Raw genomic sequence first — 20,193 nt, 5'->3', positions numbered from 1 at the left:
TGATCCGAACAGTCTCTCAGACACAAGCAAAAACATATGTTCTGGCTTGTGCTGTGAAAACAAGTCCACTTTATATCTAATAATTTATAGAACACCGGTCTGGCTTTGTTTAACTAAATGACATTGGTTTGGAACGTATAAAAGAAATCGCTTCCCATATACCGGAAGCGTAAACAGGATACCTATAGGAGGCAGCCATGGACCGTCTGTTTTCAGAATATACCACACTCCAATACCAGAATAAGGCCATGCGCCGGGAATTAGAAGCTTTCCGGAACGGGGAAAGATATAAAAAGCTGCAGGCAGACCACCACAAGGTGGTTGCCGGGTATATCAAGGAGATTGAACGGTTAAAAAAAGAATTGGCAAAGGCCCATGCCGCCACGGTTACCATCCGGAACATCTGGTTTGGGGAATGTGACTCAGACTGGGAAAAATACCAGGCCGAATTGAATAAGAAAGAACAGAAGATCCAAAAACTGATGGATAAAAACTGGGAGATCCTGAAAGCATCCGATGATAAGATTGCCGCCATCATCCAGGATTATGAGGGGCAGCTTGCGGAAAAGGATGCCGTGATCCATGGGCTGGCGGCAGAGCTCGCCCATGCGGCAGCCCTGCTCGGCAGGGATAGCACAAATACTTCCACCCCAACCGGCCAGACACCCCCGTGGAAAGACAGGCATATCCCGAACAGCCGCAGGAATACAGGGAAGCCGAAAGGCGGGCAGCGCGGACACGAGCGCCATACCCTGGAAAAGCCTGGGCCGGAAGAGGTGGACGAGGAAGTAAGCCATCCGGTGGGCGACGGGGAATTCTGTCCGGAATGCGGCTGCGGGGATTTTACCTTTACCGGTGAATGTGAGGAAAAATACGAGATTGATATCGAGGTCAAAGTCATAAAGCGGCTCCATAAATTTTGGGTGTACCAGTGCAGAAACTGCGGGCAGATTGTCCGTACTGGGATTGACCCGGCCTTACGGGCCGAGTGCCAGTATGGGGCGTTTCTCCAGGCGCTGTCCCTCTCGCTGATGAACACCACAAACGCGGCCATCAACAAGGTTCCCCTCCTGATCAGCGGCCTGACGGATGGGGAGGTATGTCCCAGTGAAGGGTATATCGCGAAACTCCAGCCAAGGGCGGCCAGGGGCTTAAAACAATTCAGGGAGGATCTTTTCCGGCTCCTGGTCACACGCCCCATCCTCTATTGGGATGACACTGTGGTGATGGCTGACAAGTCCAGGATATGCCTGCGCTTTTACGGGGATGAGACAGCCGCCTATTATGTTGCCCATAACAAAAAGGACATGGATGGCATACTGGCAGACGGGATATTGGAGGCGCTCACAGAAATGACAAGTGTCATGCATGACCACAATTCCATCAATTACAACAGCAGGTTTGTATTCATGAATCTGGAATGCAATGCACACCTGCAGAGGGACCTCCAAAAGAGTGCGGACGAAACAGGGCATAAGGTATTACTTGAGATCAAACAGCTGGTCTCCGGCACGATCAGGGACAGAAATGACCGGATCCTGTCGGGGGAGGAAAGCTTTGGGGAGGCGTATATAGAAAACTTTAACAAAAAGATGACGGAACTGCTGGGGAAAGCAGAGGGGGAGGCCGCAGCCAATACATCCGATTATTCCGGGCCATTTGAGCGTGCCCTTATTGCGAGGATTATAGATTACCGGGAAAATTTTTTTGCATGGGTGGAAGATTTTTCGTTGCCCACAACCAACAATTTGAGTGAGAGGGCGTTGCGTGGTGTGAAGACAAAAATGAAGGTGTCAGGCCAGTTCGCTTCAGCTAGGACAGCAGACAATTATGCGGCAATCCGAACTTATATAGAAACATGCAGAAGGAATGGGATCAATGAGATGAGCGCATTGACGAGGTTGTGTAACGGGAATCCTTATACTATAGAAGAAATATTCTCTCAAACATCCCAGCCATAAAAGCATTCAGCCTGTTTGAAACAAATGGCCGGCGAAATACCGGTCCATTTGTGTTGCAAAAAAGCCATTTGGACTGTGAATAGTAACAGTGAACAAAACAACAAAGAAAAAACAAAAATCAAAACTTGTAATTGCACTTGATTCGTGCTAGAATAAAACCAGCAGATTTAATGACGTAAGCTTCCGCCGGGCAGGATTTTTCGGCGAAATGCTTATAGTTTCATAACGAGGTTCATTCAGGCTTTGAGTGTAGAGAAAAAGTCAGATGAAAGGAACGGACATATGTAAAACAAACAGTATGTTCATTCTTCATCTGGCTTTTTTCATTATATAAAGCACATCGGGCCTGCAATGCAGCCCTGAATGATGGAGGAAGAGAAGATGTATGATGTTGTAATTATTGGTGCGGGAGTGTCCGGCACCGCATCTGCAAGAGCACTGTCCGCATACGATCTGAAGATCTGTGTGGTGGAGAAAGCGGAGGACGTGTGCTGCGGCACCTCAAAGGCAAACAGCGCGATCGTGCATGCAGGCTACGACGCAAAACCAGGTTCCCTGATGGCAAAGCTGAATGTACAGGGCAACAAAATGATGCCGAAGCTCGCGGAAGAACTGGACGTACCGTTCAATCCCTGCGGTTCCCTGGTGGTCTGCCGGGACGACGAAGACCAGGAGATGCTGCAGGAATTGTATGACCAGGGAATCGCCAATGGAGTGGAAGGGCTGAAGATTTTGAACCGGGAAGAGACCCACGCCATGGAACCCAATCTGGCGGATGAAGTGACGGCTGCTTTGTGGGCTCCCAGCGCAGGCGTGATCTGTCCCTTCCAACTGAATATTGCATATGCGGAAAACGCCTGTGAAAACGGGGTGGAATTTCGGTTTGATACGGAAGTGCAGGAGATCGAAAAAATAGACGGCGGCTATCGGCTGATCACGGAAAACGGCCCCATTGAGACGAAGGTAGTGGTCAATGCGGCCGGTGTCCATGCAGACAAGTTCCACAACATGGTGAGCGCGGATCATATACATATTACGCCCAGGCGGGGGGATTACTGCCTGCTGGACAAGACCGCGGGCGACCTGGTTACCAGAACCATTTTCCAGCTCCCCGGCAAGTTCGGCAAGGGAGTGCTTGTATCCCCGACGGTTCATGGAAATATCATCGTAGGGCCGACAGCCATTGAGCAGGAAGACCGGGAAGCGACCGCCACCACAAGGGACGGACTGGATCAGGTAATCAGCGTATCCGCCAGATCCGTAAAAAATGTTCCCATTCGGCAGACCATCACCTCCTTTGCGGGAGTGCGTGCCCACGAGGACGGGGGCGAATTTATCATTGAAGAGCTGAAAGATGCCAAGGGGTTCGTGGACTGCGCGGGAATCGAGTCTCCGGGACTGGTAAGCTCCCCGGCGGTGGGAGAATATGTGAAGGAGATCGTGACAGGTATCCTTAATCCAGCCAGAAAAGCAGATTTTAAAGCCACAAGAAAAGGAATCCTGGATCCGAAAACCTTATCCGAAGAGGAGCGAAACGCCCTGATCAAAGAGAATCCGGCCTACGGAAACATCATCTGCCGCTGTGAAAAAGTGACGGAAGGGGAGATATTGGACGCCATCCACAGGCCCCTGGGTGCAAAGTCACTGGACGGCGTAAAACGCCGCACCCGCGCGGGAATGGGAAGATGCCAGTCCGGTTTCTGCTCGCCGAGGACCATGGAGATCCTTGCAAGAGAACTGAAGAAAGATATGTCGGAAATTACGAAATGCGGAAAAGGCTCCGGATTGATCGTAGGAAAAAATAAAGAATTACAGTAATGATTCAGAGCAGCAGAGGAACAGGCGGCGGCCGTCCGAAAAAGGGCGGGGCTGTGTATGCTGCCAACTTATCAGGAGGGAAAAACCATGCAGAATAATTACGATCTGGTGATCGTGGGCGGCGGTCCGGCCGGTCTTGCCGCGGCGGAGGCAGCCAGGAAAAACGGCATTGAAAATATGATTATACTGGAGCGGGACAAGGAGCTGGGCGGCATCCTGAACCAGTGCATCCACAACGGATTCGGGCTTCACACATTCAAGGAAGAGCTGACCGGGCCTGAATACGCACAGCGGTTTATCGACCGTGTGAAAGAACTGAACATTCCTTATAAATTGAACACCATGGTGATGGATATTTCCGAGCAAAAGGAAGTGACCATTATGAACCGGGAGGAAGGGCTGCAGAAGCTGCAGGCCAAATCCGTCATTCTCGCCATGGGCTGCCGGGAACGTCCCCGGGGCGCGCTGAACATCCCGGGCTACCGTCCGGCCGGAATCTATTCCGCAGGAACGGCGCAGCGTCTGGTGAATATGGAAGGCTTCATGCCCGGACGGGAGGTTGTGATCCTGGGCTCCGGCGATATCGGCCTGATTATGGCAAGGCGGATGACCCTGGAAGGCGCGAAGGTGAAGGTGGTAGCAGAATTGATGCCCTATTCCGGCGGCCTCAAACGGAACATCGTGCAGTGCCTGGATGATTTCGGCATTCCGCTGAAACTCAGCCATACGGTGATTGACATTGACGGAAAAGAGCGGGTGAAGGGAATCACGCTTGCACAGGTAGACGGCAGAGGAAAACCGATCCCGGGTACGGAAGAATATTATTCCTGCGATACGCTGCTGCTCTCCGTAGGACTGATACCGGAAAACGAGCTGTCCAAGGAAGCCGGCGTAGAGCTGTCTCCGGTGACCAGCGGCCCGGTTGTCAATGAAAGTCTGGAAACCAGCATCCCCGGCGTCTTTGCCTGCGGAAATGTGCTGCATGTACACGATCTGGTAGACTTTGTGTCAGAGGAAGCGGCTGCGGCCGGAAAAAATGCGGCCAGATATATTCTCGGAAATAAAGAGCGGATTTCCGGGGACGCAGAAGAAAAAGCGATTCCCATCGTTCCGACGGAAGGCGTCCGTTATACGGTTCCGTCGCATATCCGCGTAGACGGGATGGAGGAACAGCTAAAGGTACGTTTCCGCGTGGGCGCGGTTTATTCCAAATGCTATGTCAGCGTATATCTGGACGGGGAACGGATCATCCACAAACGTCGTCCGGTCATGGCGCCCGGCGAGATGGAGGAGATTCTCCTGAAAAAAGAGGAGCTTCGGGAGCGCGAGGGACTTGCGCAGATCACTGTGAAGATTGAGGAGGCATAAGAGATGAATAAGACAGAACTGACCTGCATCGGCTGCCCCATGGGGTGCGCCGTGACAGTAGAAATGGATGGGGCAGGAGAGATTACCGCCGTGACAGGCCATACCTGTAAGCGGGGGGAGGATTACGCCAGAAAAGAAGTGACCAACCCGACCCGGATCGTGACCTCCACCGTAAAAGTAGAGGGCGGTACGCTGGAGATGGTTTCCGTAAAAACAAAATCCGACATTCCCAAGGGCAAGATGGCGGAGTGTGTAGACAGCCTCAGGGGCATCTGCGTCAAAGCGCCGGTGCATATCGGGGACGTGATCGCGGCAGATATTGCCGGGACCGGAGTTGACATCGTTGCGACGAAGGAAGTGCCCGCAGGATTCTGAAGAGATAAAGGAATCTGGATTTGATTGAAAGTGATCTTTTTATAAAGGAGCAGTTTTGAAACAACGTAGAAATCCGTTTTTTCAGATCTGCTCCTTTTTTTGTTCTTGAAAGGGAAACTTTTTATGGTAATTCTGCCAAAATTTTTTCGCATTTTCTTTGGATATCTGTTATAATTATTAAGTGAAGTATCAGATTCAGAGCAGATTAAAAGAGCAGCTCTGGAAAAACACAGAACTGCTCGGAATCTGATTCTTCGCAATTGTAGCAAGTCGCGGACGTTTAGCCGAAAAAGGTATGGGGATTGTATCCTCCCGGAGAGCCTGAAAATGAAAAAACAATCCGAAAACCTATGAAATCCAACAGGATGCTGAGGGCTCAAAATAAATTTGGGCATGCTTCGCAGACCTTCCCTTGGAAGATCTTAAAAAAACAGTATGGATGGGAAGGCACTTTACCGCGGTTTCGCATAAACCCTTCCCAGGTGCTTCATGTTCATACAGCCGCATTCCGGACAGACCCGTATATCGAAATTCCAGACTGCCTTGAGCAGTTCCGCTATGGACAGATCCTGATACCGGCGTTTAAATCTCTGATATCCTTGCAGCTTGAAGATCAGTTTCAGGTTTTTGGATTTCATCCGGTTGTTGAGAAATCCATAGTATCGGATCCTTTGAAATCCATGAGGAAGCACATGCATCAGGAAACGCCGGATGAATTCCTCATTTTTCAGAGATATCTGCCGCCTGTGTCCTCCGGGGTTCTTTGCCCTGGCGGAAAATGTAGTTTCGGAATCCGTAACAGAAAGGATCCGGCTGTTTGAGATCGCGATTTTATGTGTGTAACGGCCAAGATACTCAAGGGCGTTGCCGAAACCGCGAAAGGTTTCTTTTATAAAAGGGCACCAGTCTTTTCCGTAAAGGAGGTCTTTGAATTCTTTCCATTCGTAAGGATTCCGCAGCTTTTCACAGGAAGCGGAAAACACAAGCTTTCCGCAGCGGTAGTATTCCTCCAGAAGAGAGAGGTATTTCCCTTTGAACTTCTCTCTGAGGACACGTACCGGGATAAAAAATGTGCCCTTTGAAGTTTTGACCTGACGGTTTTTTGTGAGTCCGCCGCCGGAAACAATACAGTGCATATGTACATGGTAGGAAAGCTCCTGGTTCCATGTATGCAGGACCTGGATGATGCCGGGGACTGCCCCGAGGTATTTCGGATTCTGTGACAGATCTAAAAGTGTTTGGGAGCAGCATTTGTGAAAAAGGCTGTATAAAAGTGTCTGGTTACAGTAGAGCAGGGGGTTCAACTCATGAGGAAGTGTAAATACCACATGAAAATATGGGGAATCAATGACCTCCTCCCGGCGCTGATCCACCCAGATCTCGTTTTGTACCGCCTGACAGTTGGGACAGTTCCGATTCCGGCAGGAATTATTGTGGATTTCTATGTGTCCGCAATCCTGGCACCGGGAGACGGAGAATCCCAGGCTGCCGGTCTTGCAGTTCATGATGGCATGTGCTGCCTTCTCCTGAACAGGGAAGGGAGCCGAGGAAGCACAAAAGGATTCCCAGTTTTGCTGAAAGATCTTCTGTATCTTATACTCGGCCACGATATTCACCTGCCAGTCTGTCCAGGGGGCTTACGGCACAGGTTGTACCATTAGAAGCCAGATGGACGTAGATCGTGGTAGAAGTAATAGATTTATGTCCAAGCAGGGCTTTGATGGTAAGCAGATCCGTGCCATTCTCATAGAGGTGGGTACCGAAAGCGTGCCGGAAGGTATGGCAGGAGATCCGGTGTTCCCATCCCAGCCGTTTTTCATGCAGAGCGATATGATGTGGGATATGCTCATGGTTGAGGGGCCTGGTTTTATCCCGCTGCTGTGTGAACAGCCAGTCCCTTGGGCGAGCCCCTGCCGGGAAGGAATACCAGTATTCCAGGATGGTATCCCATGCGGTATCCGAAAGGATGGCATATCTGGAGGAACGGTTTTTGGCCTGCCGTATAAAGATACGCTTGTTGGAATGCTCAATATCAGGGCATTTTAAATTCCGGACTTCGCAGGAACGTAATCCAGCCGAATACAGAAGGGTGACAAAGGCCTTGACCTTAAGATCGGGAATGGTGGAGATAAAAGTCCAGGTGTCTTTCTGGGAGGGGACATAGGGAAGATATTCGTCAAACCTGCGCCTGGGAAGCTGGGAATCATCCCATGTTTTGTGGAGCACATAGATGGTAAAAAAACGGAGCTGTGAGATGACAGCGTTCATGGTTCTGTCCGAAAGGGAACGGACTTTCTGTAGCCAGCGGATAAAATCGCGGAGTTCCTGCCAGGAGACATCTTGAGGGTCTTTGCATAGGAAGACGGAAAGATAATCCAGATAAGCAGAAATATAAGTGGAGTAGGATGTCACTGTGTGGTGTGTAAGGCCGCGTAGGGAAATCATTTCCCGGTAAGAATTCAGATAATTGTCCATAATGGGACCTCCTTTGTAAGATAAAATGTAAAAAGTGACAGTTCATCCAAAGGAGGTGGACGCGAAAAGCAAAAAATGTAGTTGTTAAGAGTAAAGATCCATGATAAACTAAGCATAGCAGTTCCCGTATAATGCGATTGTTTTGGTAGGGGTATCTTAACAATACTACAAAAATATGGAAACTGCTACTTTTTTTGGGAAAATGTGGCGGCTTTATGTAATTGGGGCTAGCCGTCGCGCTAGCGACTTGGTACAATAAGGCAGTAAGCAAAGGGGGAAGGGCTGTTTATGAAGGATAAAAAGCAGAATAATGTCAGAGGGGTCAAGATCCGTACGATCAACGGCGTGATGATCTTCCTGGCATGTGTATTGTATATATTGGTTATTTATGCGACGCTGCAGGTGTCGCTCCGCTACGACGAACTGGTCTCCGCTACCAACAATTATATTGCCTGCGAGAAAAACGCGGCCATTGTGCGGGAAGGCTCCGACTACCTTACAGAGGAGGTGCGTCTGTTTGCCGTCACTGCGGAACTCCGGTACGCCAACGATTATATGAAGGAAGTGAATCAGACAAGGCGCCGGGAGAAGGCGCTGGAGGAACTGGGGCAGTTTACCTTCAGCCAGAAAGCGGGGGAATATCTGGAGGCAGCGCTTTTCAACTCCAACAAACTGATTTCCAGGGAGCTCTATGCCATGAAGCTGGTTTCGGTTGCCCATGCATATGAAAAGAAGTCGCTTCCCAAGGAGGTGGGGGATATCCAGCTCACGGCGGAGGACAGCGAACTCTCTCACGAGGAGATGCTGCTCAAAGCACAGGACATGGTGTTCAACGATACCTACCAGGAAGCCAAGGAAGAGATCATGGAAGATATCGGACAGTTTCTGGATGATATTGTGGCGGAAATGGGGCAGAGCCAGTCAAAAAGCGTACACGCGCTGCAGAACATGCTCGCGCAGCAGAGAGGATACATCAGCGTCCTGTTTGTACTGAATATTATGGTATTTATTATGAACATTATGCTGGTTATGAGGCCGCTGCGGCTCTATATCAACTGCATCAAAGAAGGGAAGCTGATGCAGATCACCGGTTCCTATGAGTTCCAGTACCTGGCCCTGACCTACAACGACATCTTCGAGGTTAATACGGCCAACCAGGAACTGCTGCGCCACAGGGCCGACCATGACCCGCTTACCGGGATTTCCAACCGCGGCTCCTTTGACCGGCTGCGGGAGATTTTGAAGGTATCCGCCAATCCGATGGCGCTGCTGCTCATCGACGTGGATGAATTTAAAAAGATCAATGACGGGTATGGACACAACACCGGCGACCTGGTTCTGAAAAAAGTGGCCGGGCTTCTCCAGGATCAGTTCCGCTCGGAGGATCATCCGGCGCGCATCGGCGGGGATGAATTTGCCGTGATTATGACGGACATTACACCGGAGCGAAAAGACGTGATTATTCATAAGCTCAGTTCCATCGGTTTGGAACTCAAGAACCCCAAGGACGGGCTTCCGAAGGTGACGCTCAGTGTGGGGATCGCGTTTTCCCCGAAAGGGATGGACGAAGGGCTCTATCAGCAGAGCGACAAAGCGCTTTACTATGTGAAGGAACATGGCCGGGACGGATACAAATTTTATGATGAACTCTAAAGACAGACTGCCCACGAAGAGGATCACTCTGGAACAATTGACTAGGCGTTGTGCAAATGAGACCTACGCCGAACAGTACCGCTATGTCTTCGGGCTGCTGGATTCCGGCCGGATCCGGCCGGTGAAGGCATCCGGCACCAACGGCAAGCGCCCGGCCCTTTACCGGGAATACTGGCTGGCAGAGGAACAGAAGGACTATGAAGAACTGCGGGAAGAGCTGACATATCAGCTTGTCCCGCTTCTTTCCGTGGACTATTATCTGAATCATCCCGCGGCCTACGAGCAGGATCGGGAGTGGGTTCTGAAGCTGAACGCATATCTGAAAGAACACCGGACGCTTTTGGAACATCAGGAGTCGGTCAATGAGCGCAGCTTTGAGATCTGGAATCGGGAAAAATTTCTCTCCAGGGAGCAGGGAAAACGGATTTTAAAGCGCTGCGGGCTGGAGCTGGATTTCCTGAATGTCTACGGTACTGCGGAGCCCCTCTCCTACTATTCCCACACGAGGGACGTGCCCCAGAAGCTGCTGATCCTGGAAAATAAGGATACCTTCTACAGTATGCGCAGACATTTGCTGGAAGGGAATGAAAGCATCCTGGGGGAGCGGATCGGAACCCTGATCTACGGCGCGGGGAAAGGCATCTGGAAATCGTTTCAGGATTTCGAACTCTGTGTGGAACCCTATATGAAGGCAGAGGGCAACGAGATCTGCTATTTCGGCGATTTGGATTATGAAGGGATCGGGATCTATGAAAGCCTGGCCGGGGCGTGCCGGGATTCCCGGGAGATCGTCCCCTTTGTCCCGGCCTATGAAGCCATGCTGGAAAAAGCCGGACAGACAGAGCAGCTTCCGGAGACGAAGGAGATGCAGAACCGGAACATCAGGAACCTGTTTTTTTCTTATTTTACACAGCCCGCCGCAGAGACGATGCGCCGGATTCTGGAAGCCGGCAGGTATATCCCGCAGGAGATTTTAAACATTTCGGATTTTTGAATGTTACCGCATACAGAAAAGGAATGGTCATATGCAGTATGAATTTTTAAAACATTTTCCAAAAAGGATGAAAAATGTGGGCCTGTACACGGTTCTGATTCAGAACAGCCTGCAGAAACTGACCTGGAAGCAGTACGGATTCCAGAAGACGGACGAGCAGTTCAACCTGATTTTCGCCGTAATGCTCTATATTATGGAGCAGTCGCTGAGGGAGGAAAACTGCACGATGGACGATATCGGCGCCTATATCGATGCGGTCAACGTCCAGTATTTCAAAAAAGACATGTCCTACGAGGACTGCCGCCGGCTCGGGGACTTTATTGTCAATGTGATCCTCTCCAATGAGGGAAGGGTCATGCATTTTGACGGCTATGACTTCGAAGAGAACGCATATCAGAGTATGCATATCAGCTACGTGGCGAATAAAATCGTCTATCTTGACCAGGATTTCAAGCGCACCTCTTATTACCTTACGGATGACGGGTACAACCTCTTACTGGCAACCCTGGAAATTGAGAATAATATGAAGCTGACCATTCATGAGATGATCTTTCAGATGCACCTGGAAAAGCAGAGCTATGACAAAGCTGCGGACGAGATCAAGAACGTGTTCAACCTGCTCAGAATCCAGCTTCAGAAGATCCAGGAGGCCATGGGGAAGATCCGGAGAAATGCGCTGAATTATTCGGTTCGCGATTACGAACAGATCCTCCATGAAAATCTGGAAACCATCGACGACACCAAGAAAAAATTCCAGAACTACCGGGAGATGGTCAAAAGCCGGGTGCAGGAGCTGGAAGAGACCAACATCAACGTCCGGCGTCTCAGCCCCAAGGAGGAGGAAAAGCTGCAGTTTCTGCGGGAGATCGAGTGGTATCTGAACCGCACCATTGACGAGCACCAGAAGATCCTGGGGAGCCATTTGGATCTGAAAGCGCTGTACACGAGAGAGCTGGAAGACCTGACCCGGATGTCGCTGATCCGGCGTTTTTCCCTGCGGACAGAATTGTATGATAAGCTTCTGGAAAATCCGGCCGCTCTGGAGGAACTGGAATATTTCCTGCGCCCGTTGTTCAACCAGGACGCGGAGAAGGCCTACAACCTGAACAAGGCGTTCCAGCTTCAGCGCCCGGTGCGCAGGCAGGCGGAGGAGGATATAGAGGAGCAGATTGATTTTGACGAGGAAGCCTGGGAACGTGACCAGGAACGGCTCCGGCGGGAAAAGCTGAAACGATACGAGGAGAGCATGACCTGCCTGCTGGAACAGGCGGTACGGGCGGAAAACCGGGAGATTACCTTGGAGCAGGCGGCGGCGCAGACCCGGGAGGATGAGGAGATGCGCGGCCGTCTGATTCCCAATGTGGAGATCTTCAAGGAGATCATGGTGGAGCTGATCAAAAACCGGGAGATGGAGATCGACGTATTGAAAAAGGAGCGGAGCCAGTTCATCCAGGACCGGCAGGGGGAATTTCAGATCAATGAGATGCTGCTGCAGATTGTGGAGGAGAATCCGGGGCTTGGGGATGTGGAGCGGATCTGCGTGAGCCGCCTGGAACACGGCGGGGCGGTGACATTTCCGGGGATTCTGAATGAACACGGGGAACGGAAGGATATCCGCTGTTCCAATGTGCGGATCAGCGTATATTTCAAAGAAGGCTGATTTTGCGCATGTGTGTGAGGCGGCTGGAAACAGGGACAAAAAAACAGAGTCGGAAGGGAGAGGTGATTTTTCATGGCCTATGAATTTGGAGATATCAAAACCAGCCAGGAGATCTTTTACTATCTATTGGAGCACCATGAGCTGCGGGAGGAGGAGGAACCCCTGCTGTTTAAGGCGTACTCGGAGCAGGAGGAGATCCAGAACCTGGTCAAATCCCAGGGGGAGGCGGCCAAAAGCACCATTGAACGTTACGGCAATGTGATCTATCTGATTCCCGGGGAGGAAAATCATTTTCTCGGATTTTCCAAAGCACAGCTAAAAAATGTGCTCTGCAAATCCAATGCCACGGATAAGGATTACTATCTGTCCCAGTTCGCGATCCTCACCCTCCTGGTGGAATTTTTCGACGGCCAGGGGAGCAGCAGTAAGGCCCGGGAGTATATGCGGGTGGGAGAGCTGCAGAACTGCATTTCCCGGAGACTGAAGGAAGGCGCGGAAAATGTCCCGGAAGACCGGGAGGAACAGGCGGGGATCGCATTTTCCAACATGCTGGAGGCGTATGAAGCGCTGAAATCCGATGAAAAAGGGTCGCGTGCAAGAACCACGAAGGAGGGCTTCCTCCACCACATCCTGACCTTTCTGCAGAAGCAGGGGCTGATTGAATATGTGGAGCAGGACGAGATGATCAAAACCACGAAGAAGCTGGATAATTTTATGGACTGGAACCTGCTGAACCAGAACAATTACAAGCGGGTGCTGCGGGTTCTCGGGAGTACCGGGGAAGTATAGAGCAGATTTCCTGAGCTTTTATAAATAGAATTGAGGTAAGTAAAAATGAGCAAAATCAATGCAGTCCGTCTGATCAATATCAACTACAATAACAACGCGATCCGGGTCAGCGATGAGACCTTTCACTTCAACGGCGAGAGTACGCTGATCTCCCTGCGCAACGGCGGGGGAAAATCCGTCCTGGTTCAAATGCTGACCGCCCCTTTTGTCCACAGACGGTACCGGGACGCCAAGGACCGTCCCTTTGAAAGCTATTTCACCACCGGCAAGCCTTCGTTCATCCTGGTGGAGTGGGCGCTGGATCAAAACGCGGGCTTCGTGCTGACCGGGATGATGGTGCGGCGCAGCCAGGACAGCGACAGCGGGGAAGACCTGGAGATGGTCAACCTTATCTGTGAATACCGATCCTCCTGCATTCAGGACATTCATCATCTTCCGGTGGTGGAAAAAGGAAAAAAAGAAATGGTTCTGAAAAATTTTTCGGCGTGCCGCCAGATGTTCGAAGAATACAAGCGGGACCGCTCCCTGCATTTTTTCTATTATGATATGAACAACGGGGCCCAGTCCAGGCAGTATTTCGACAAGCTGCAGGAGTACCAGATCCATTACAAGGAGTGGGAGAGCATCATCAAGAAGGTGAATCTGAAGGAGTCCGGCCTTTCCGAGCTGTTTTCCGACTGCCGGGACGAGAAGGGGCTGGTGGAAAAATGGTTTCTGGACGCGGTGGAAAGCAAGCTGAATAAAGAGCGGAACCGGATGAAGGAATTTCAGAGCATTCTGGAAAAATACGTGGGCCAGTATAAGGACAACCGTTCCAAGATCCAGCGCCGGGATACGATCCGCCTGTTTAAGCAGGAGGCAGAACAGATCCGGGAAAAGCTGGCGATCTACCGGGAAGGGGAGTTCAAAGAGGAGGCCCAGGAAAATCTGGTGGCTCATTTCATTGTGGAGCTGGAACGCCTGCAGGCCGGGACGAAGGAAGGGCATGAGGACATTCTGGCGCAGATGGAGCAGGTTCATGAGGAGATTGCCCGCGTCGAATATGAAAAACTGTCCGGCGAGATTTACGAGCTGGAAGAGCAGATGCGTTTTCACCTAAGCAACCGGGATATGATCACCGTAGAAAAAGAAGCCCTGGAACGGGAGACGGAAGGGATCGTCAGGCGGCTTCACCTGCTGGCCTGCGCGAAACAGCAGCGTCTTGCGGATGAAGAAAAGGCTGAGTGGGACGGGGCGCTGCAAAGGCTGAGAGTGGCTCAGGAGAAAAGCGTGAACCTGGAACCGGAGCGGAACCGCCTGGGGTATGTGCTGCGCCGCCATTATGAGAGGGAACTGGAAGAAACCGGGAAAAGGCAGCAGGAAAACAGCCAGGCAGCCGCAGCGGCATCGGAGGAGATTTCCAGGGAAAAGGAGACGCAGACGGCCCGGGAGGAGCAGCTCAGGGAACGGGCTTCGGCGGAAGGGGCGCTTAAAACCCGGGTTCAGTCCTATGACCGCCGGGAGGAGCAGTTTAACACTCGGTATGAGGAGCATTTTGTGCGCAATATTCTGGGAGAATATGAGCCGGGAGCCCTGGAGATCTTCCGGGAATCCCTGGGAAACCGGACGGAGGAGCTGAGCCGGGAGCGGCTGAAAACGAAGAAGGCGCTGGAAGCGGCCAGGGAAACCCGGCGCAGCCAGGAGCGAAGACTGACGGATCTGCGGGAGTCACAGATCCGCAGGAAGGCAAAGCTGGAGCAGCAGGAGCGCACCCGGGCTGCCTTTGAGGAAGAGTTAGAGACCCGCAGGGTGATCCTGAAATATCTGGATCTGGAGGAGAAGGATGTCTTTGACACGGAAAAAATTCTCCATGCTTCCGGGAGAAAGCTTCTGGAGATTTCCAATCTCCGGCGGAACCTGGAAAAAGAGGAGGATGCTCTGCAGAAGGAATACCAGCGGCTGACAAAGGGACAGGTACTGGAGCTGCCCCAGGAGCTGGAGGCAGAGCTGGCCGGACTGGGAATCCATGTCGTGTACGGGATGGAATGGCTGAAAAAGAACGGATATTCTGAGGAGGAGAACCAGGAGCTGGTCCGCTGCCATCCCTTTTTGCCTTACGGTCTGATTTTGTCCCGGCAGGAGCTGGATAAGCTGTCCCGGCACAGGGGAAATATCTGCACCTCCTTCCCGATCCCGATCATCCTGCGGGAACATCTGGAAAATAAAGAGACGCAGGAGGAGGGGAATGTCCGCAGCTTCGGCGGCGTCAGCTTTTATGTCCTGTTCAACGAAAAGCTTCTGGATGAGGAAAAGCTGCGCGGGCTGGTTCTGGAAAAGGAACAGCAGATCCTGCGGAAGCAGGAAGCCATCCGGATTCGCCAGGAGGAATACCAGCAGTATTTTGAACGCCAGGAGCAGGTGAAAAACCAGTCGGTGAACCGGGAAAATTATGCTGCCAACGGAAAGCTTCTGGAAGAACTGGAGGGGCAGATCCGCAGTACGGATGAGGACATCCGGGGGATTTCTCAGGAAATTGCGGAACTGAAAGACCGGATGGACCGCCAGGAGCAGGATATCCGCAGGGCAGACCGGGAACTGGAACGGCAGCAGCGGAAAACGGAGGATTTCGAGGAAATGCAGTGGGCCTATGAAGAGTACCTGCATTCCCGCCGGGAGCTTGATCTGTGCAGAAAGGAAATCCGCAGGCTCACCGAACAGCAGAAGCTCTCCATGGAAAAGCTGGAAAAGCTGCAGGACCGCCAAAGGTCGTTGGAGGCTGAGAGGGATGCGCTGCTCCGGGAGGAAGAGGAACAGCAGGATGCGGTACGGAAGTACCGGAGGTATGAGGAATATACGGACCTGGCGGAGAAGGAAGCCGGGGAGGACTGGCGGAAGCTGTGGGAAGATGCGGGGGATTGGGTGTTGCAGGGAATGCCTCAGGAATCGTCCGGCCGTGGGCGTCTGGAGCTGCGGAAAGTGGTGGCGGACATGGAAGCCAGATACGCGGCGGTTACGGCCACCGTTTCCATGGAGATCCAGGAGCTGGAACGCCAGGAGCAGCTCAGCGGCAGGCGTTACAAAGAATCGGATCAGGAACTGCGGCATCTGCAGAAAAAGTTCGGTCTGTCCGAGACGGCATGGCAGGATATCCATTACAATCGGAAGGAGGAATCTCATCAGGAGGTGCTTCTGGAAGACCGTCAGCTGAAGATCCAGACCAAGCAGGCCCTTTGGAATGAGGAGGACAAGCGGATCGCCGTCATCACCCAGCAGAAGTCGGACCTGCTGAAAAGGATGCGCACGGAGTGCGGCAGGGAGGAGCCATTGCCGAAGGCCCAGATCCAGAACCAGGACTTCGAGTCCCGGAAAAACCAGTTAAAATATCAGGAGAAGGAGCTTGCGCACACTGCGGACAAGCTGCAGAACCGCCTTTGGAGCCTCAATGAAAACCTGACCGCCTTGGCGGAATACAGTGAGTTTGCGCGGAAGGAGCCGGTAGTCTGGGAGCAGGACTTTGGGGAGATGAATGCCCGGGAGCTGCGGAATTTTAAAGGCATCCTCATCCGGGACTACAACCAGTGCGTAAAATCCAGGCAGGAGGCGAAGGAGCAGTTGGTCCGCGTGCTGAACCAGATCGTGCGGGACGAACATTTCCAGGAGGACTATTATAAGAAACCTCTGGAGGCCATGCTGGAGCTGGCCGATGATGCAGGACAGACGCAGCGCCAGCTGGAAACGACCATTCAGTCTTATGACAGCCTGATGGAAAAGCTGGAAGTGGATATCTCCGTGGTGGAGAAGGAGAAGCAGAAGATCGCGGAGCTGCTGGAGGACTACCTTCAGGAGGTACACAGAAACATCGGCAGGATCGACCACAATTCCACCATCACGATCCGCGGGCGGGCCGTTAAGATGCTGAAAATCCAGCTTCCCGCCTGGGAGGAGAATGAAAACATGTACCGCATCCGCCTGCAGGATTTGATTGACGAGCTGACTCAGAAAGGAATCGGGATCTTTGAGCGAAATGAAAATGCCCAAGAATATTTCGGCACCCGTATGACCACACGGAACCTGTACGACACGGTAGTCGGCATCGGTAACGTCCAGATCCGGCTCTACAAGATCGAGGCCCAGCGGGAATACCCGATCACCTGGGCCGAGGTGGCGAAAAACTCAGGCGGAGAGGGATTTTTGTCCGCGTTCGTAATCCTTTCCAGCCTGCTCTACTATATGCGCAGGGATGAGACGGATATTTTCGCGGACCGCAACGAAGGGAAGGTGCTGCTTATGGACAACCCCTTTGCCCAGACCAACGCGTCCCATTTGCTCAAGCCCCTCATGGATGTGGCGAAGAAAACCAATACGCAGCTTATCTGCCTGACCGGGCTTGGCGGGGACAGCATTTACAATCGGTTTGACAATATCTACGTGCTCAACCTGATCGCGGCAAGCCTGCGCAGCGGTATGCACTACCTCCGGGCCAATCATCTGCGGGGAAATGAGCCGGAGACCATGGTGGTGTCGCAGATTGAAGTGATGGAGCAGCAGGAGCTGGTGTTTTAATACCACCTATACGAGAAGGCTGCCAGTGGCAGTTTTCTGCATATTGTATGCAGGCTGGCGGCAGGGCGGATTGTATGGAGCAGGGGGAAAAAGCTGCTACAGGCTGCGTGTACAGGGAAACGGGCAATCAATCCAGCCGCAGCGTGATTTTTTTACAAACGTTAGGAGGAACAGATATGGAAGGACACCGCATCGGAGTGATTTCAGATACACACGGCCTGTTACGGCCGGAGACGGCAGCAGTTTTAAAAACCTGTGAAATCATACTGCATGCAGGCGATGTTGGAAAGCCTGAAGTCCTCAGACAGCTCAGGTCGATTGCGGATACACGTGCAGTCCGGGGAAATGTGGATTCAGTCCGGTTAAAGGATTTTCATGCCCTTGAAGCCTGTCCGGAGGACTTGCCGGAAAATTTACCGGAAGAATTGGAAACAGAGCTTTTTGGATTCCGTATTTACATGATTCACGACAAAAAACAGATCCGGAGAGATTTATCAGGAACGGATCTTATCGTCTGCGGGCATTCCCATAAATATGAGGTGGGGCGTTTTGGAAATATAACCTGCCTGAATCCGGGGAGCTGCGGGCCGAGAAGATTCCGCCTGCCGGTCACTATGATGCTTCTTACCCTGCATCCTGCCGAACATCGTCTGGAAACAGAGCAGATTGACTGCCTGGCCACGGCAGAAGGAAAGACAATTTCCAATGCGGAAGCGCCCGCAGGTATACCGCAGGGCCGTATGGCTGCAGACGCACATACGAAGAGGGTATGCGGCACAGGGCAGGGAGGAAGATCTGACTCAGAGGAGGAGATGAAAATCCCGGAACAGGATATGTACAGGCTGATCCGCCAGATCATGAAGGACGTGGACGCCGGAAGGAGAATCGCGGAGATTGCTGTCCGGCATCACATTGACGAAGGGTTTACGGAGCAGGTGTGCCGGATGTATCTGACACATCCGGGGGTGGACGTGGACGGGATTCTGGATCGGATGGAAAGAAAAAATATATTGTGATAGAGTATTGACAAAAATCTATCATTAGGTTATCCTAATGATAGAAAAAAGCGAAAACACAATCATATTCTAAAGAGGAGAATATATTGAATATTACATGGAAGGACATCGAAGCGTATCTTTCAGAGGTGAAGGATGCGGTAGGAAAGGACAGATACAGAATTGCCAGGAACTCGAGGCGGCAGGACAATATTGATTTGTTTCTGGATTACGTGATGAATGAAGCCAGGGCGAAGGAGATTCTGCTGAGCCTGGAGCCGGCAGATTTCTCGGCCGTACTGCAAAACGAGCATACAGGGTTTGAGCATGAACGGTTATATGTTTTCGGCAAGGATGTATCGCTTTTGGAGAGGAATGGTGCAGAGGAAACGATTGTCCCATTATACATAAAGATTAACAATCTGGAAAATGGTTTCGTCATTGTGATATCTTTTCACAGGCAGAAGCATCCGCTTACATATTGTTTTCAATAGATGGAGGTGGCTATCATGGCAGAGAAAAGAAGAATGGATTTTTGTGTGGAGTGCAGAAAAGATACAGAATACATACTGCAGAGGAAAACCATTACAAAAACAATCCGGGACAAAGACTACCAGTTTGCAATCACCACAGCGGTATGCCCGGAGTGCGGCGAAGAGATGGGGATTCCCGGGCTTACGGATCAGAATATCCGGGAGGTTGACGAGCAGTACAGGGCGGCTGAAGGGCTTGTTACGGTGGATGACATCGAGAAGCTGATGAAGATTTATAAGATCGGGAAGGCTCCGCTGGCGCTGGCTCTCGGATTTGGCGAAGTGACCGTTTCCAGATACCTGTCCGGCCAGGTGCCCTCTAAGGAATATTCCGATATCATGCGTGCCGCGCTGACATCCCCGGCCTATATGAAAAAGCTGCTGAATAAAAACAGGGAAAAGATTGCGGACACAGCGTATCATAAGGCAATGAACGCAGCAGCCGGTCTGGAGGAGCTGTTTGCCGTGTCGGATAATATGCTCCATGTGATCGCCTACATTTTTGAAAAGCTGGAAGAGGTCACGCCTCTGATGCTGCAAAAACTGATTTACTTTATCCAGGGTGTCTATTCGGCGTTATACGGAAGGCCGATTTTTGAAGAAGACTGCCGGGCCTGGGTTCATGGCCCTGTATATCCGAAGGTATACGACCTTTTCCGGGATTTTAAGTATAATCCGATTGATGACCCGCGCTTCGCGGTCTTTGAGGGAGCAGCAGGCCAATTGACGGCTGACGAGAAAAGGGCCGCCGATCTGGTCATCAACACCTTCGGGTTCTACGGGGGCAGGGCGCTTGAACGAATTACACACAATGAAGCTCCCTGGCAGAATGCCCGCAGCGGATATGATGATAAGATTCCCTCCAACGCGGCCCTTACGAAGGACAGCATCCGGGAATATTATATGGCTGTAGACAAAACGTATGGAATTGGTTCTGAACAGGGAATCCGAAGATATATTCAGGATATGCTCAGAAACTGGGCGTAATTTATGCAAATGCAGAAAAAGATTTTGCTGTTAAGCAATAGAA

14 protein-coding genes are annotated in these 20,193 nt (G+C 51.6%); 12 read left to right on the top strand and 2 right to left on the bottom strand.

Annotated features, from left to right (window positions below; all coding sequences use genetic code 11):
- The first annotated feature begins 197 nt into the window (after nt 1-197).
- From EBB54_RS19955 to EBB54_RS19940, 4 genes are all read left to right on the top strand, one after another.
- Nucleotides 198-1,961 (top strand): IS66 family transposase, encoded by a 1,764-nt coding sequence (locus EBB54_RS19955; protein ID WP_125126564.1) that lies wholly within the window; start codon nt 198-200, stop codon nt 1,959-1,961.
- Between the two features lie 381 nt (nt 1,962-2,342).
- The gene (locus EBB54_RS19950) at nt 2,343-3,779 is read left to right on the top strand and encodes an NAD(P)/FAD-dependent oxidoreductase (RefSeq protein WP_125128682.1); all 1,437 of its coding nucleotides are present in this window, start codon (nt 2,343-2,345) and stop codon (nt 3,777-3,779) included.
- Between the two features lie 87 nt (nt 3,780-3,866).
- Nucleotides 3,867-5,147: an NAD(P)/FAD-dependent oxidoreductase gene (locus tag EBB54_RS19945; RefSeq protein WP_125128681.1), complete on the top strand. Its 1,281-nt coding sequence runs from the start codon at nt 3,867-3,869 to the stop codon at nt 5,145-5,147.
- A gap of 3 nt (nt 5,148-5,150) precedes the next feature.
- Nucleotides 5,151-5,522: a DUF1667 domain-containing protein gene (locus tag EBB54_RS19940; RefSeq protein WP_004074696.1), complete on the top strand. Its 372-nt coding sequence runs from the start codon at nt 5,151-5,153 to the stop codon at nt 5,520-5,522.
- A 452-nt stretch (nt 5,523-5,974) separates the two neighbouring features.
- Here the strand turns inward: EBB54_RS19940 and EBB54_RS19935 are convergent, their stop codons facing one another.
- Complete coding sequence (locus tag EBB54_RS19935) at nt 5,975-7,129, bottom strand: IS91 family transposase (protein ID WP_125128235.1); 1,155 nt, start codon at nt 7,127-7,129, stop codon at nt 5,975-5,977.
- Nucleotides 7,116-7,997: a tyrosine-type recombinase/integrase gene (locus EBB54_RS19930; RefSeq protein ID WP_125126748.1), complete on the bottom strand. Its 882-nt coding sequence runs from the start codon at nt 7,995-7,997 to the stop codon at nt 7,116-7,118. Before EBB54_RS19930 ends, EBB54_RS19935 begins: the two co-directional genes overlap by 14 nt.
- Nucleotides 7,998-8,285: 288 nt before the next feature.
- Here EBB54_RS19930 and EBB54_RS19925 point away from each other — a divergent pair, with 288 nt between their 5' ends.
- The 8 genes from EBB54_RS19925 to EBB54_RS19890 all read left to right on the top strand — a co-directional run bounded on the left by EBB54_RS19925 (nt 8,286) and on the right by EBB54_RS19890 (nt 20,150).
- Complete coding sequence (locus EBB54_RS19925) at nt 8,286-9,650, top strand: GGDEF domain-containing protein (protein WP_125128680.1); 1,365 nt, start codon at nt 8,286-8,288, stop codon at nt 9,648-9,650.
- A complete protein-coding gene (locus EBB54_RS19920; protein WP_125128679.1) occupies nt 9,637-10,644 on the top strand; it encodes a Wadjet anti-phage system protein JetD domain-containing protein in 1,008 nt (335 codons plus the stop codon). The genes EBB54_RS19925 and EBB54_RS19920 overlap by 14 nt, the downstream gene beginning before the upstream one ends.
- Before the next feature lie 31 nt (nt 10,645-10,675).
- A complete protein-coding gene (locus tag EBB54_RS19915) occupies nt 10,676-12,304 on the top strand; it encodes a hypothetical protein (RefSeq protein WP_125128678.1) in 1,629 nt (542 codons plus the stop codon).
- A gap of 72 nt (nt 12,305-12,376) precedes the next feature.
- Nucleotides 12,377-13,093, top strand: a complete 717-nt coding sequence (locus EBB54_RS19910; protein ID WP_004074703.1) for a DUF6063 family protein — start codon at nt 12,377-12,379, stop codon at nt 13,091-13,093.
- 45 nt (nt 13,094-13,138) lie between these two features.
- The gene (locus tag EBB54_RS19905) at nt 13,139-17,635 is read left to right on the top strand and encodes a hypothetical protein (protein ID WP_125128677.1); all 4,497 of its coding nucleotides are present in this window, start codon (nt 13,139-13,141) and stop codon (nt 17,633-17,635) included.
- A gap of 176 nt (nt 17,636-17,811) precedes the next feature.
- Nucleotides 17,812-18,651: a metallophosphoesterase family protein gene (locus EBB54_RS19900; RefSeq protein ID WP_125128676.1), complete on the top strand. Its 840-nt coding sequence runs from the start codon at nt 17,812-17,814 to the stop codon at nt 18,649-18,651.
- Nucleotides 18,652-18,737: 86 nt separating this feature from the next.
- Nucleotides 18,738-19,124, top strand: a complete 387-nt coding sequence (locus EBB54_RS19895; protein WP_004074709.1) for a hypothetical protein — start codon at nt 18,738-18,740, stop codon at nt 19,122-19,124.
- Nucleotides 19,125-19,139: 15 nt separating this feature from the next.
- On the top strand, nt 19,140-20,150 hold the full coding sequence (locus EBB54_RS19890) for a type II TA system antitoxin MqsA family protein (protein ID WP_125128675.1): 1,011 nt from the start codon (nt 19,140-19,142) through the stop codon (nt 20,148-20,150).
- Nucleotides 20,151-20,193: the final 43 nt, after the last annotated feature.

The organism is Schaedlerella arabinosiphila, from assembly GCF_003885045.1.
In the GTDB taxonomy this organism is placed as follows: domain Bacteria; phylum Bacillota; class Clostridia; order Lachnospirales; family Lachnospiraceae; genus Schaedlerella; species Schaedlerella arabinosiphila.
This window is presented reverse-complemented; position numbering and strand designations above follow the sequence as displayed.

Bases quoted from the DNA above. Each gene is read 5' to 3' on its own strand.
- EBB54_RS19955 (WP_125126564.1), top strand. From the start codon at position 198: ATGGACCGTCTGTTTTCAGAATATACCACACTCCAATACCAGAATAAG.
- EBB54_RS19950 (WP_125128682.1), top strand. From the start codon at position 2,343: ATGTATGATGTTGTAATTATTGGTGCGGGAGTGTCCGGCACCGCATCT.
- EBB54_RS19945 (WP_125128681.1), top strand. From the start codon at position 3,867: ATGCAGAATAATTACGATCTGGTGATCGTGGGCGGCGGTCCGGCCGGT.
- EBB54_RS19940 (WP_004074696.1), top strand. From the start codon at position 5,151: ATGAATAAGACAGAACTGACCTGCATCGGCTGCCCCATGGGGTGCGCC.
- EBB54_RS19930 (WP_125126748.1), bottom strand. From the start codon at position 7,997: ATGGACAATTATCTGAATTCTTACCGGGAAATGATTTCCCTACGCGGC.
- EBB54_RS19925 (WP_125128680.1), top strand. From the start codon at position 8,286: ATGAAGGATAAAAAGCAGAATAATGTCAGAGGGGTCAAGATCCGTACG.
- EBB54_RS19920 (WP_125128679.1), top strand. From the start codon at position 9,637: ATGATGAACTCTAAAGACAGACTGCCCACGAAGAGGATCACTCTGGAA.
- EBB54_RS19915 (WP_125128678.1), top strand. From the start codon at position 10,676: ATGCAGTATGAATTTTTAAAACATTTTCCAAAAAGGATGAAAAATGTG.
- EBB54_RS19910 (WP_004074703.1), top strand. From the start codon at position 12,377: ATGGCCTATGAATTTGGAGATATCAAAACCAGCCAGGAGATCTTTTAC.
- EBB54_RS19905 (WP_125128677.1), top strand. From the start codon at position 13,139: ATGAGCAAAATCAATGCAGTCCGTCTGATCAATATCAACTACAATAAC.
- EBB54_RS19900 (WP_125128676.1), top strand. From the start codon at position 17,812: ATGGAAGGACACCGCATCGGAGTGATTTCAGATACACACGGCCTGTTA.
- EBB54_RS19890 (WP_125128675.1), top strand. From the start codon at position 19,140: ATGGCAGAGAAAAGAAGAATGGATTTTTGTGTGGAGTGCAGAAAAGAT.